Here is a 13930-nt window from a genome sequence, read left to right as displayed (position 1 = left end):
TGTGGCTGCATTGTTATGTCTAACATAGGGTTGCGCGACCGGCTTGCCAAGGTAAACTCAGGTTCAACCTGTCTTTTCCGTCAAAACATCGTGAACCGGAGGAGCAAGGTACCGGTCACGGCCAAAGAGCGCAGCAATGCTGTTGGCCATCATCAGGTCGAAACGCGGCAAAAAGGTGTCGTACAAGCCGATACTGGTTTCCACAAAGGGCTTGGAAGACAAGGCGCCCTGGCCCACCCTAGAGAAGACCGGAGCGGATTTGGCCGCGCGCTTGACGATCGCCTCCGGCAGACCTGCGGCATTCGGTCTCGCCGCAAACTCCTTGGCGTCGACACCACCGGCGACCACCACCGGCTCTTGCCCGGTATTCGAAATGAGGAAACGGCCGTCCCAGATCGCTTTCTGGCGAGGCGGAATAACGATTTCCGGCAAATTCCTTGCCTCGCGATAGACATACACACCTGAACGGCGGCGGTCGAAAACCACCCGCCCGGCCGTCATTCGGCCGTCCCGTCCCGCGGCCAGGAACGCGGCAAGCCGCGCCGCCGTCTCGCGCCCCGGCAGATGGCGCCTGCCACCGAGGACCGCGGTGAGCGACAGGATTGCCCTTTGACAATCGAAGTCCGACATATCTTCGCCAAGCGCCGGATCGATCCGTGCGACAGACCCCTCGAAGACAGCGACATGCCGCTCGAGCAGGTCGGCGACGCGTGCGCTGGAGCGGCGCCGCGCTTCGGTGGCCGCCATGATGTGATCTGTGGTCGAGCGAGCGTCATCGTGGAGCGCCTGGCGCACCCGGACCCGCTCGAAGCGAGGATTGGCATTGCTCGGGTCGTCGAACCATTCTTCGCCACGCAGCGCGAGGTAGCCGCGGATATCGGCCCGACGCTGCTTCAGAAAAGGCCGCAGCACCCAGACGCGACGGTCGACAAGCATCCCGTCCGCCATTCCGGCCAAGCCTGGCGCATCCGGCCGCGAGCGGCTTTGCCGCATGACAACGGTTTCAGCCTGATCTTCGGCGGTATGCGCAGTCACGATGCATTGAGCCCCCGCCTCCTCCGCTGCATCAGCCAAAAGCATGTAGCGAGCCTCGCGGGCGGCAGCCTGAAGGCCGGTCGCCGGCTTTTCACCCCGCCAGCGGCGCGTCAGATGAGGAATGTTCCGGCCCGCGCAAAACTGCGCGACGGCATGTGCTTCGCTGGCGGATTCCGGACGCAAGCCATGGTCGACGGTGCAGGCGGAAAGGGAAAATGCGGAAAAGCCGCGCGCAATCGCTTCGTGCAGCGCAAGCAACAGCCCCTTCGAATCGCTGCCGCCGGATACCGCGACCAGGATCATGCAGGGTGTCTTGAACGTCGAGAGAAATTGTCTGGCCGCTTCGACGACGGCGAGCGGCGCATCGCCATCTGCCTCAGCAGGCAAGGCGGCTCTGTTCGCTGGTAACCTTGGCCTTCACCGCCTGGGACGCCTTGGGATAGCGCTTGTTGACCTCGCGCAGCGTCGCGCAGGCTGTGTCCTTGTTGTCGAGGGCTGCGAGAGACATGCCGAGCTTCAACAGCATTTCCGGCGCCTTCGGCGACTTGCCGTACGTCTGGTGCGCATTCAGGAAAGTCTTGGCCGCGTCGTTGAACTTGCCCTGCGAATATTGCGCCTCGCCCATCCAGAAGCTGGCATCGGCGGCTTTTTCGCCATTCGGGAAGACGTCCAGATAGTCGCGGAATTCGTTTTCAGCCTGGCTGTAGTCGCCGGTCAGGACATGGCCGTAGGCGGACTGATAGAGATCGCCGGGATTGTCGAGCGCTGCCGTCTGCTGCTGGCTGTCGGGTGTCTCGTTGATGCCCTGATCGACACCTGGAAGCGTGGCTTCGAGATTGGTTGTGTTTCGATTTGCCGCAACAGGATTGCCGTTCTCATCGAAGACGATTTCCCCAAGCGTCGTCGGCGGAGCACCCATGTTACCGCCCGCAGTCGTCTCCGATCCCAAACCTGCGTTGGGATCGGTCGCCGCTGCCTGATCATCCGTTGCCGGCAAGCCGGCGGATGCAGTGTCGTTTGTCGCCGGCGTTTCCGCCTGGCTCTTCTTGGTCGAGCCCGACTTGCCACTTTCCAGGTCCTGGAAGCGGAACTCGTTGTCTTCCTGGAACTTGCGTATCTGCTCCTGCATCTGCAAAAGCTGGAAGCTCATTTCCTCGATACGCCCGTTGAGCGAGCGGATCTGTTCCTCGAGCTGCCCGATGCGTCCAATCTCGCTGGACTGGACCTTGAGCAGCGGCGCTTCCCCCGGCGACTTGCTCTCGCCCTGGATTGCGCGGTTGAAAAGTGCGGAAAGCGGCATGGCGGTCACTGTCTGCCCGAAACCCGCAAAGGCGGTGAGGCCGATCAATCCCGCCACGACAAAATGTTTCATGTCATGTGTCCCGTTTGTGTATCCACTCTCGCCCGCAACCGTTGCAAATCAGGCGCCGGGCGATTGCCGCACAGTTTTCCAATTGGCCTCAAAAAGCAACGGAGTTCGGTGAAAGTGTGACAAAAAAGAAAGGGCGGCCCGAAGTCCGCCCTTCCATAAGTTTTTCCGAATGTCGGCATTTACATGCCGGCGCCACCGAGAACCGTGACGGCGCGGCGGTTCTGCGACCAGCAGGAAATGTCGTCGCAGACGGCGACCGGCTTTTCCTTGCCGTAGGAGATCGTCTTCATCTTGCCGGCCGGGATGCCGCGCGAAGCGAGGTAGTCGCGCGTTGCGGCAGCGCGGCGTGCGCCGAGTGCAAGGTTGTATTCGCGGGTGCCGCGTTCGTCGGCGTGACCTTCGATCGTGATCGCATAGTTGGGGTAACGCTGCAGCCACTGGGCCTGCTTGTCGAGGGTCGCCTGAGCGTCGGCACGGATCGAGGTGGAGTCCGTATCAAAGAAGATGCGGTCGCCGACATTGACCGTGAAGTCCTGCGCCGAGCCCGGTGTCGCTGCGTTCAGGCCGAGTTCGCCAGCGCTGTTCGGCAGGTTGTTCTTCTTCGAGGCGCAGCCGGCAATCGCGAGCGTCATGAAGAGGGCAACCATGACCGGATTGCGAGCGAGGGTTTGCATGCGGCCTTCGGCCTTGGCGTGAATGCGGCTCATGGGCCGGTCTCCTTGGATGTCTAAATTCAGGGTTGCCAGACTGTAACCGGAAGCGGTTAATCCACTTTCAACAGGTATGGTTAACAGAGTGTCAAAATATGCGTGAAGGCTTGCTAGATCAGCCCTTTGCGGCAAGAAAGCGGCGGCTTGCCACTTTCTTGCCGCATCGCAGCAACGCTATTCGAGCAGCGGCGACCAGGCCGGATCGGATGCAAAGCCCTGGGTGGCGATCAGCTGCTCGTTGTAGCCGGTAAGGTCAATCGAGTAGAGCTGCGGCCCGCCGGCACCGGCGTTCTGGCGGAAGAACATGAGCACGCGGCCGTTCGGTGCCCAGGTCGGGCCCTCATTGTGGAAGCCCGTCGTCAGGATGCGCTCGCCCGAACCGTCCGGCTTCATCACGCCGATCGAGAACTTGCCGCCCGACTGCTTGGTGAAGGCGATCAGGTCGCCGCGCGGCGACCAGACCGGGGTCGAGTACGAGCCGTCGCCGAAGGAGATGCGGTTTTGACCGCCGCCGGAAGCGCTCATGACATAGAGCTGCTGGCGGCCGCCGCGGTCACTTTCGAAGACGATCTGGCTGCCATCCGGCGAATAGGAGGGCGAAGTGTCGATCGCGGCCGTCGAGGTCAGGCGCGTCGTCGTGCGCGAACGCAGGTCCATCGTGTAGATGTTGGCGTTGCCTTCCTGCTGCAGGCTCATGATGACCCGCTGGCCATCCGGCGAGAAGCGCGGAGCAAAGGTCATGCCGGGGAAATTGCCGACGACTTCGCGCTGTCCGGTCTCGAGCTGCAGCAGATAGACGCGCGGCTCGTTGCCCTCGAAGGACATGTAGGTGATTTCCTGCTTGTTCGGCGAGAAGCGCGGCGTCAGCACGATATCGTTGGAATTGGTGATCGCGCGCGCGTTGAAGCCGTCCTGATCCATGATCGCCAGCTGCCGCTTGCGTGCGGTCTTCGGCCCGCTTTCGGCGACATAGACGATGCGGGTGTCGAAATAACCCTTTTCGCCGGTGATCTGCTCATAGATCGCATCGGCGATGATATGGGCGACCCGGCGCCAGTTTTCCGGCTGGGTGAAGAACTGCTGGCCCGTCATCTGTTCGTTGGCAAATGTATCCCACAGACGGAACTCGGCCTTCAGGCGGCCATCGCCTTCCTGCGTCACGCGGCCGGTGACGAGCGCCTGCGCATTGATGACCTTCCAGTCCTCGAACCGCGGAGCGGCATCCGGATTGGAGATCTTCTCGATGAAGGCGGCCCGGTCGATCGGCGCAAACAGGCCGGAACGCTTCAGGTCGGATACCACCACGTCGGAAATCTTACGCCCCAGTTCGCCCTGCAGGAAATCACTGACAGCGATCGGCATGGGCTCGACATTGCCCTTGTTGATGTTCAGTTCGACGCGCGCGGAAACAGGCGAGGTCGACAGCGTGACCACCGCCGCAAGCGCGGCGAATATACGGAAGAAATTGCGTCTCAGCATATATCGAAGCCTTTCAGCCATTCATTCATTCATTTCGTGTCATTGGATCGACATGGAACTCGGGTCGAAATTGACGACCATCTCTCTCCATGAATCGTATTTGTCTGCCGGCAGGCCCTGGAAGGGCAGCGACTTCAGGATAGCCCGGCGTACGCTGCCGATCATCGTCCGGCGGGCCGTTTCCGAGCCGCCCGTGGTCTCCACCTCGGGTTCGCCGACAATGTTGCCCTGCGGGTCAAGCTCGAAACTCACCGTCAGGATCATGCCCTCCAGGCCTTCGATGCCGGCAAAGGAGCTCCAGTTCTTCTGGATCTGCCCGCGCAACGCGTCCATCTCGTTCTGCGAAAGCGTGTTGCCGGTCGTCTTGGATGCTCCGAATGCCTTCTCGGTCTTGCCGCTCTTGGCACCGCCGTTCGCGGGGTCCGTCTTGTTGAGCAGCGCCGCCACCTCGTCCGCATTGAAGTCTGACTCGTTCTGCGACGAGGCCTTCTTCTTCTCTTTCTTGTTTTCTTCGTTCTTGCGCTCAGGCGTCTTTGCGGTCTGGGCGGGTTTTTCCAGCTTCGGCTTGGCCACCGGCGTCGGAACCTTGTCCGGCAACGCCTCCGCTTCGGGATTTTCCGCAGGCTGCTCCTCGACCGGCTGTTCCTCAGGCTTGGGGTCCGGCTTTACCTCCTGCTTGGGCTCGGGAAGAGACGCAACTTCAGTCGCAGGTTCGGAAGCCGGTTTTTCCTCGGTAATTTCCTTGCTGTCTTCCTTCGCCGGATCGGGTGTCGGCAGAGCCTTCTCTGTCTTTTCCGGTGCGGCTGCCGATTCGTTGTTGCTGGGCTTGGCATCCGGCTTGGGCGGGGTCTTTATGTCGACCTTGTTCTCGCCGACATTCTCCGCGTTTTCGACTGTATCCGGGCGCTTGGTCGGCGTGACCGACGGTACTTCGGCTTTGGGCGCTTCCTTGTCGCCTTGCTGCAGCTTGGTCAACTCTTCGATGGGGACCATATCGACAGGCATTGCCTCGACGTCGGCGACCTCGAAATCTGCCGGACTGCCGAGCGAAACCAGCGCCCAGGTCAGCACCAGGGCATGCAGCACAGCGGATGTGACGAGACTGGTCTTCATCGCAGCGCTCTACTGGTCCTTCTTCGGCTGGGTCACAAGGCCGATGTTCTTGAAGCCGGCCTCCTGGATGCGCGACATCACGTCGGCGATCACGCCGTAGGGCGAAGTCGCATCGCCGCGCACGAAGATGCGCTCGCTATAGCCTGTCGTGGCGATCGCCTCGAGCTTGGCTGCGACTTCCTCGACTGGGATCGGCGTTTCCTGCAGGAACACCTGGCCGTCGCTCTTGACGGAGATGGTGATCGGCTGCGTTTCGGAATTGAGCGCCTTTGCCTGCGTTTCCGGCAGGTCGATCGGCACGCCGACCGTCATCATCGGGGCGGCAACCATGAAGATGATCAGGAGCACGAGCATCACGTCTACGAACGGCGTGACGTTGATTTCGCTCATGACGGCCTTGCCGCGGCCACGCCGGCGGCGTCCGCCGCCCGAACCCTTCGATCCGCCTACTGCCATACCCATAGCAAATACTCCGTCTCTTGGGTCCGGTTACTGCGCGGCCTGGCGCGGCTGCTGCAGCTTCTCGTCGATCTGGCGGGAAAGGATGGCCGAGAACTCGTCGGCAAAGCCCTCCATGCGGGCGGTGATCTTGCCGGCGTCGGCGGAGAACTTGTTGTAGGCGATGACTGCCGGGATAGCGGCGAGAAGGCCAATTGCGGTGGCAAGCAGCGCCTCGGCGATACCGGGCGCGACAACCGCAAGGTTGGTGGACTTCGAACCGGCGATCGCCTGGAACGAGGTCATGATGCCGACGACCGTACCGAACAGCCCGACGAACGGACCGGCCGAGCCAATGGTGGCGAGCGAACCGAGGCGCGCCTCGAGCGTTTCGGATTCGCGCGAAAGCGTGACGTCCATTGCCCGGTCGATACGCATCTGCAGACCGATCGGCGAGCGGGCGCCGCGCTCGAACGACTTCTTCCACTCTCGCATCGCCGAGACGAAGATCGCGCCCATGCCGGAGGTCTGCCGATCCGACAGCGTCCGATAGAGTTCCTCGAGCGACTGGCCCGACCAGAACACCTGTTCGAAGGCGTCCAGCTGGCGGCGTACCTTGCCGTATTTGAGTGTCTTGTCGACCACGATCGCCCAGGTCCAGACGGAGGCGCCAATCAGCCCCAACATGACCAGCTTGACGACGAAGCCCGCTTCCATGAAAAGCGACCACAGCGTTACGTCCGTCGTCGCCGCAGCCAATCCAACCTGTTCCATAGTCTCAAATCCCCGAATCCAAACACCCGGCAAGAGCAGTCTCATGCTCACAGCCAGGTAGCTCAAACGTCATTGTTGCAAGATTGACCCGGCAGCTGCCGATAACCGGCCTCATGCCGATCGTTAAGCTTCCTGTCTGCCTTCTTGCGTTCAATCTTGGTGAAAGGATGACGTGCACCGCACAAAATCCTAATACGGGCATTAAGACATCATTATGGTTAAGGGAGCGTTACTTTATTGCACTGCAATCGCGGTGGGCGAAACCAGACGGCGGGCCGCTCCGGGAACATTCCACCGCCCCCCGCGTTAGCCGGCCATGAGCACCAACACGCCCAAGAAATCGCCTAAACGTCCCGCACGGTCGCATTTCGATCACCGCGACCGCCTTATACTTGCACTCTATGCGCAACTGCGGGCCGAACGGGAGACCCGCGAGGCGCTGGAATGGGCGATCGAGAACGATGCGATATCGCCCGAGGTGCTGCAGGCCATGATCTCCGACCCCGTGCCCGTCATTACCAGTGAGGATGTTGCAGCGCTCGAGCGCCTGCTCGCCCGCGACACCAACACCAGGAACATTCCGCACTAGCCCGCTTGAACTCAAAAGGTGGAAACATGGCATCGCGTGCATTGTGGAAAGGGCAATTGCCCATCTCCCTCGTTTCCATACCTCTCGAAATCTCAGGGCGACTTTCGGCAGGAAGCCCGACGCCGCCCCATTCGATGCGGCGATGTCCGCCTGGAAAATCAGCCGCGAACGTGGCGGCGGGAAATCACCGGAGCCCAAGAAAATTGCTGCCCGGAAAAAATCTGCTTGAGGCACCCCCATGGTTCAGCAGCATGATTCCCTGACCGAATACAATCGCAAGCGCGACTTCACCAGGACATCGGAGCCGAAGGGCGCGGCGCGGCGGTCGAAGCCCGGCAAGCTTTTCCTGATCCAGAAACATGATGCGACCCGGCTGCACTATGATTTCCGGCTGGAATGGAAGGGGGTGCTGAAAAGCTGGGCCGTGACGCGCGGGCCGAGCATCAACCCGCACGACAAGCGCCTTGCCGTGCGCACCGAAGACCATCCGCTGGCCTATGGTGATTTCGAGGGTACGATCCCGGAAGACCAATATGGCGGCGGCACGGTGATGCTGTGGGATACCGGCTGGTGGGAGCCGGACAACGACCCGGATGAAGGGCTGAAGGAAGGCAAGCTTAAATTCCACACCCACGGCCAGCGCCTGCGTGGCGGATGGACGCTGGTGCGCATGAAACCTCGCGAGGGCGAAAAACGCGAGAACTGGCTGCTGATCAAGGAAGACGACGAGGAAGCTGACCCCGACGGTGAAAGCCTGCTGATGGAAAACCTGACCAGCGTCAAGACCGGTCGGTCGATGGAAGAGATCGCCGCGGGCCGCGGCGAAAAGAAGGCCCGCATCTGGCAGTCCAACAAACGCACTGCAGAAAATGTGAAGGCGGGCGCCGTTGCGACGGAAAAAGCGCCACCCCGCCCGAGCGCAGAGATGCAGGCGGGCACAAAACCGGCGTTTCAAAGGCCGCAGCTTGCGACCCTCGTCTCTGAGGCGCCCGCAGGCGAGGACTGGCTGAACGAGGTAAAATTCGACGGCTACCGACTGATGGTCGCCATCGGCAAGGGGGGTGTCACCTGCTTCACCCGTACCGGCCTCGACTGGACGGAAAAATTCCCCGACGTCGTCGAGGGTTTTTCCAAGCTCGATTGCCAGAGTGCTTTGATCGATGGCGAAGCAGTCGCAGCTTCCGAAACCGGCTCGAAATTCTCCGCCTTGCAGAAGGCGCTGAAGAGCGGCGGGGAGACGCGGTTCTATGCCTTCGACCTCTTGCATCTGGACGGCAAGGACCTGCGCGGCAAGCCACTCACCGAGCGCAAGCAGGCGTTGAAGACGCTGATCGAGACGCTGGGCGGCAGCCGGTCGGTGCAGTACAGCGAGCATGTCCGGGGCAATGGCGAGAAGGTCTTCCAGGCCATGTGCCGGGCCGGCCAGGAGGGGATCATCGCCAAGCGGGCCGATGCGCCCTATCGCGAGGGGCGCGTCGGCAGCTGGCTGAAGATCAAATGCACCAAAAGACAGGAGTTCGTCATTGGCGGCTACTCGCCCTCCGACAAGCGCGGTCGCGCCTTCGCCTCGCTATTGGTCGGCGCCTATCAAGGCGGCAAGTTCGTCTATCAGGGCCGCGTCGGGACCGGCTTCGATGAGGACATGATGGCTGATCTCGCGTCCCGCTTCGCGAAGCTGAGAATCGACAAGCCAGCCTTCGACGCCGTGCCACGCGAAATCGCGCGTGGGGCCATCTGGCTCAGGCCGAAGCTTGTCGCCGAGATCGATTTCACCGAATTTACCGATGATGGCCATATCCGCCACGGTTCCTTCGAGGGCCTGCGCGAGGACAAGGAGGCGATTGCCGTGACACTGGAATCGGAAAAACCCGTCTCGACGAAATCCGTACGGAAGAACGCGGCCGCACGCGAGGCGCCCTCAACTGTCTCGACGAGCAAGACGACGCCCAAGCGCAAGGAAACCGCCGAGGGCGATGTGCTTGGCATCCGCATTTCCCATGCCGACCGCCTGCTCTTTTCGGATCCGGACATCACCAAGATCGACCTTGCCCGCTACTACGGCGTCATCGCCGACCGGATGCTGCCGTTTGCCGCAAGGCATCCGGCCTCAATCCTGCGCTGTCCGCAGGGGCCGGACCATCAATGTTTCTACCAGAAGCATGCAGGCGAGGGATTTCCCGATGAAATCCACCAGGTGCCGATTGAGGAATCGGACGGCGATGTCGCGAACTACCTCTATGTCGATGACGCCGAAGGCCTCGTCGCTGCCGTGCAGATGGGCACGATCGAATTCCACATCTGGGGCTCGACCATCGACAGGCTCGACGCGGCCGACCGCCTGGTCTTCGACCTTGATCCCGATCCGAGTGTCACGTTCGAAACGGTGAAGACCGCGGCCGTCGATCTGCGCGAGACGCTCGAGGCTATCGGCTTGAAATCTGTTGCCATGGTCTCGGGCGGCAAGGGCATTCACGTGATCGTGCCGCTATCGCGCAAAGCCGCCTGGGAAGACGCCAAGGCCTTTGCCAAGGCGCTGTCCGCCAGGATCGCCGACCAGGACCCCGACCACTATATCGCCACCATGTCGAAGGCGAAGCGCAAGGGGCGCATCTTCATCGACTGGCTGCGCAATGAACGCGGCGCAACCGCCGTCGCTCCGTACTCTCTCCGGGCCCGCAAAGGCGGTCCGGTCGCGACACCGGTCACCTGGGAGGAACTCACCGGCCTCGACGCCGCCAACAGCTTCCATATTCCAGATATCCTCGGCAGGATCGAAGATGGAAATGACCCCTGGGCCGAAGCCGGCGATTGGAAGCAAAGCATCACCAAGGCAATGCTGAAAGCGGCGGGTGCGGAGAGCTGATCAGCCCTGCCCCAAAAATTTCTTGCCCAGCGCTTCCGGCAGCCGGCGCGGCCGGCCCTGTCCGTTGATCACAGCAATGATCACCTTGGCGGCGATCAGCAGCGTGCCCTCACGGCGGATTTCCTGGCCCAGCACCATCTTGGCGCCCCCCGCCTTTTCCGTCGTCGTGGTGATCGTCAGGATGTCGTCCATGCGCGCCGGCGCCTTGAAGTCGATTTCCATGCGATGGACAACGAAGACGAGACCTTCCGCGTCCCCCTCGATCGCCAGCGTCGCCTGCTCGACACCCAAGAGCCGCAGATAATCGGTGCGGGCCCGCTCCATGAAATGCAGGTAGCGGGCGTGATAGACGACGCCGGAGAAATCGGTGTCTTCGTAATAGACCCGCTGCACCAGCCGGTGCCCGTGATCTGTCAGTTCGCCGGAAAGCGCGATCAACGTCATTCACAACCTCGGAAGTTTTCTTTTCCTGTGGCGGAACAAACGCCGTTTGGCAAGCATTGTCGTCTTGTCACATTCCGTCCCTATCACCGTCACATAATTTTCCACGTGAGGAGATTCGCTGCATGAAGATTGCTGTCCTTGGCGGTGATGGCTTCGTCGGCTGGCCGACTGCCCTGCATTTGTCCGACGCCGGGCATGACATTCACATTCTCGACAATCTTTCGCGGCGGTGGATCGACACGGAACTCGGGGTTCAGTCTCTCACCCCGATGGATTCCATTCAGGAACGAACCCGCATCTGGCATGCCGAGACCGGCCGCCGCATCCATTTTCATCTGATCGACCTCGCCCGCGATTACGAACTCCTGAAAAACTGGCTCGCCGAACATCGCCCCGACGCCGTCATCCACTTCGCCGAGCAGCGCGCAGCCCCCTATTCGATGAAGAGCGACCGCCACAAGAACTACACGGTCAACAACAACGTCAACGCCACCCACAACCTCTTGAACGCGCTGGTCGAGATCGGCCTCGACGCCCACCTTGTCCATCTCGGCACGATGGGCGTCTACGGCTATTCGACCGTCGGCGCGGCGATCCCGGAAGGCTATCTGCCGGTTGGCATCGAGACTGAGGATGGCCGCACCGTCGCCCAGGACATCCTCTATCCGGCAAATCCCGGCTCGATCTACCACCTGACCAAATGCCTCGATCAGTTGCTGTTCCAGTTTTACGCCAGGAACGACGGCATGCGGATCACCGATCTGCATCAGGGCATCGTCTGGGGCACCCACACCAAGCAGACCCGCCGCCACACACAGCTGATCAACCGCTTCGACTATGACGGCGACTATGGCACGGTGCTCAACCGCTTCCTGATCCAGGCGGCCATTGGTTATCCGCTGACCGTGCATGGCACCGGCGGCCAGACCCGCGCCTTCATTCATATCCAGGATTCGGTGCGCTGCATCGAGCTGGCGCTGATGAACCCGCCCCAGCGCGGCGCCCGCGTCGAAATCTTCAACCAGATGACCGAGACGCACCGGATTCGCGATCTTGCGGAAATGATCGCCGCCCTCACGGGCTCGGAAATCGCCTGGCTGCCCAACCCGCGCAAGGAAGCTGCGGAAAACGATCTCGTCGTTCGCAACGAGAAGTTCCAGGAACTCGGCCTCAATCCAACGAGGCTGCAGGACGGTCTGCTTGCGGAAATCATCGACGTGGGCAGGACATATGCCTATCGCGTCGACCGCAGCCGCATTCCGGCCGTTTCGGCCTGGACGAAGGGCATTGCCACCAAGATCAACCACGATCCGGAAGGACGGAGGCTGAAATCCGTTTCATGACGCAATCCGGTCTGGTTTGTGATGGCATGACACCTTCCGGTCCCCCCGGATCCCGCAATGCGTTCGTCACGCTGGTGACAAACGCCGACTATGCCATGGGAGCGAGGGCGCTTGCCCGCTCCATCAGGCTTACGGGCACCCTTGCGGATATTGTCGTACTCCATACGGGCGGACTGAGCACGTCGGCACTGGAGCCATTAATCGCGCTGGGCTGCCGGCTGGTTGCCACCGACCTCCTGCCGCTGTCGGGCGCCTTCAACGAACGTCATGGCCGCAAGAATGTTCATGACAACGCCCCTTTCACCAAGGGCCGCAAACCCGACTTCCACTCGCCGCTCGATAACTTCTGCAAGCTGCGGCTCTGGCAACTCACGGGATACGACCGCTGCATCTTCATCGATGCCGACGCGCTGGTGCTGAGGAATATCGACCGTTATTTCGCCTATCCCGAATTTTCCGCAGCCCCCAATGTCTACGAGAGCATTGCCGACTTTCACAGGCTGAACTCGGGCGTCTTCGTCGCCCAGCCCTCACGCCGAACGTTCGAAACCATGCTGGCACGGCTGGATGCGCCCGGCGCCTTCTGGCCGCGCACCGACCAGACCTTTCTTGAGAATTTCTTCCCCGACTGGCACGGCCTGCCTGTCACGATGAACATGCTGCAATATGTCTGGTTCAACATGCCGGAGCTGTGGGATTGGGCTTCGATCGGCGTGCTGCACTACCAATATGAAAAACCTTGGGAAAAGGGACATCCAAAGGAAGAAAGGCTGCGACCGCTGATCAACCTGTGGCACGCTTTCTTCACGGGCGAGAACCTCCCGGACATTGCCAATCTGCCAAATCCGGGCCCGCCAAACCCGGACTGAATTCAGGAAGCTCATGACCCGCGTTCTCGTTTCCGGCGGCACAGGCTATGTTGGCCGCTTCATCGTCGAGCACCTGCTGGCGGGCGGCTACAAGGTCACCGTTGGCGGCCGCACCGCGCCCGAACCGGGCTTCTTTTCAAAGGACGTTCCCTTCGTTCCGTTGATCCTCGATCCCGAAGCAGACCAGATCGAGGCCTTCGACAACATCTACTATTTCGTCCACGCCGCCTTCGATCACCTGCCCGAAAAATACCGCGGTGGCGAAGGAAGCGAGCCAGATCGATTTCGTCGCGCCAATCTGGACGGCAGCGTAAGGCTGTTTGAAACAGCGCGCGATGCCGGTGTGCGCCGCTGTGTTTTCCTGTCGAGCCGCGCCGCCTACGGTCTGCAAGCCGGCGGCACTACGCTGAGCGAAGGAATGCAGGCCAAGCCCGATACGCTCTATGGCGAGGTGAAGCTGCAGGCCGAGCGCAGCCTGCTTGCGCTTTGCGGCCATGGCTTCGTCGGCGTCAGCCTGCGGGCCACCGGGATTTACGGTCCCGCGGGGCCGGGCCGAAAACACAAATGGGCAACACTTTTTGAAAACTACCTGTCGGGAAAGGCTGTCTGTCCTCGCGCCGCGACGGAAGTGCATGGCGAGGATGTCGCCAAAGCTGTGCGGTTGATGCTGGAGGCCGACGCCGTGCGAATCAATGGCGAGACCTTCAACCTGTCGGATATCCTGACCGACAACCATGAAATCCTCTCAATGCTTCAGCGGGTGACCCACTGTCCGCATCCGCTGCCGGGATCAGCGGATGGCAGCGCATATAACCGGATGGCAACCTGCAAGATCGAGGCGCTGGGCTGGAAGCCCGGCGGCAGGGACCTGCTGCGGCGAACGATCGAAGGGCTGGCTTAA

Annotated in this window: 13 protein-coding genes; 5 read left to right on the top strand and 8 right to left on the bottom strand. The window is 61.3% G+C overall.

The genetic code is table 11. The annotated features are described in order from the left end of the window. Positions 1–63: 63 nt before the first annotated feature. The 7 genes from tilS to tolQ all read right to left on the bottom strand — a co-directional run bounded on the left by tilS (position 64) and on the right by tolQ (position 6921). Positions 64–1422: a tRNA lysidine(34) synthetase TilS gene (gene tilS / locus JNB71_RS18405; protein ID WP_431029266.1), complete on the bottom strand. Its 1359-nt coding sequence runs from the start codon at positions 1420–1422 to the stop codon at positions 64–66. Next, positions 1412–2407, bottom strand: a complete 996-nt coding sequence (gene ybgF, locus JNB71_RS18400; protein ID WP_220373248.1) for a tol-pal system protein YbgF — start codon at positions 2405–2407, stop codon at positions 1412–1414. Before ybgF ends, tilS begins: the two co-directional genes overlap by 11 nt. A gap of 179 nt (positions 2408–2586) precedes the next feature. Further along, positions 2587–3114, bottom strand: coding sequence for a peptidoglycan-associated lipoprotein Pal (pal, locus tag JNB71_RS18395; protein WP_018327840.1), 528 nt, complete (start codon positions 3112–3114; stop codon positions 2587–2589). Between the two features lie 177 nt (positions 3115–3291). Continuing rightward, the gene (gene tolB / locus JNB71_RS18390) at positions 3292–4596 is read right to left on the bottom strand and encodes a Tol-Pal system beta propeller repeat protein TolB (RefSeq protein ID WP_220373378.1); all 1305 of its coding nucleotides are present in this window, start codon (positions 4594–4596) and stop codon (positions 3292–3294) included. A 39-nt stretch (positions 4597–4635) separates the two neighbouring features. After that, positions 4636–5709, bottom strand: coding sequence for a cell envelope integrity protein TolA (gene tolA / locus JNB71_RS18385; RefSeq protein ID WP_220373247.1), 1074 nt, complete (start codon positions 5707–5709; stop codon positions 4636–4638). Between the two features lie 9 nt (positions 5710–5718). Further along, complete coding sequence (gene tolR / locus JNB71_RS18380; protein ID WP_037120659.1) at positions 5719–6171, bottom strand: protein TolR; 453 nt, start codon at positions 6169–6171, stop codon at positions 5719–5721. A gap of 27 nt (positions 6172–6198) precedes the next feature. Continuing rightward, complete coding sequence (gene tolQ / locus JNB71_RS18375; protein WP_220373246.1) at positions 6199–6921, bottom strand: protein TolQ; 723 nt, start codon at positions 6919–6921, stop codon at positions 6199–6201. Between the two features lie 316 nt (positions 6922–7237). Between tolQ and JNB71_RS18370 the strand changes: the two genes are divergently transcribed. Both JNB71_RS18370 and ligD read left to right on the top strand, forming a co-directional pair. Further along, positions 7238–7510, top strand: a complete 273-nt coding sequence (locus JNB71_RS18370; RefSeq protein WP_220373245.1) for a hypothetical protein — start codon at positions 7238–7240, stop codon at positions 7508–7510. Positions 7511–7748: 238 nt separating this feature from the next. Then, on the top strand, positions 7749–10373 hold the full coding sequence (gene ligD / locus JNB71_RS18365; RefSeq protein WP_220373244.1) for a DNA ligase D: 2625 nt from the start codon (positions 7749–7751) through the stop codon (positions 10371–10373). On the opposite strand, the gene ybgC is transcribed toward ligD, so the two are convergent. After that, positions 10374–10817, bottom strand: coding sequence for a tol-pal system-associated acyl-CoA thioesterase (gene ybgC, locus JNB71_RS18360; RefSeq protein WP_018327848.1), 444 nt, complete (start codon positions 10815–10817; stop codon positions 10374–10376). It lies immediately after the preceding gene. A gap of 122 nt (positions 10818–10939) precedes the next feature. On the opposite strand from ybgC, the gene JNB71_RS18355 reads away from it, so the two are divergent. The 3 genes from JNB71_RS18355 to JNB71_RS18345 are packed head-to-tail and all read left to right on the top strand — an operon-like array spanning position 10940 to position 13930. Then, positions 10940–12160, top strand: a complete 1221-nt coding sequence (locus JNB71_RS18355) for an NAD-dependent epimerase/dehydratase family protein (RefSeq protein WP_220373243.1) — start codon at positions 10940–10942, stop codon at positions 12158–12160. Next, positions 12157–13029 (top strand): glycosyltransferase, encoded by an 873-nt coding sequence (locus JNB71_RS18350; RefSeq protein WP_220373242.1) that lies wholly within the window; start codon positions 12157–12159, stop codon positions 13027–13029. The genes JNB71_RS18355 and JNB71_RS18350 overlap by 4 nt, the downstream gene beginning before the upstream one ends. 13 nt (positions 13030–13042) lie before the next feature. Then, positions 13043–13930, top strand: coding sequence for an NAD-dependent epimerase/dehydratase family protein (locus tag JNB71_RS18345; RefSeq protein WP_220373241.1), 888 nt, complete (start codon positions 13043–13045; stop codon positions 13928–13930).

Source organism: Rhizobium herbae (assembly GCF_019511375.1).
GTDB lineage: Bacteria > Pseudomonadota > Alphaproteobacteria > Rhizobiales > Rhizobiaceae > Pararhizobium > Pararhizobium herbae_A.
Note: the sequence above shows the minus strand (reverse complement) of the source record. Positions and strands in the feature narration are given on the sequence as shown.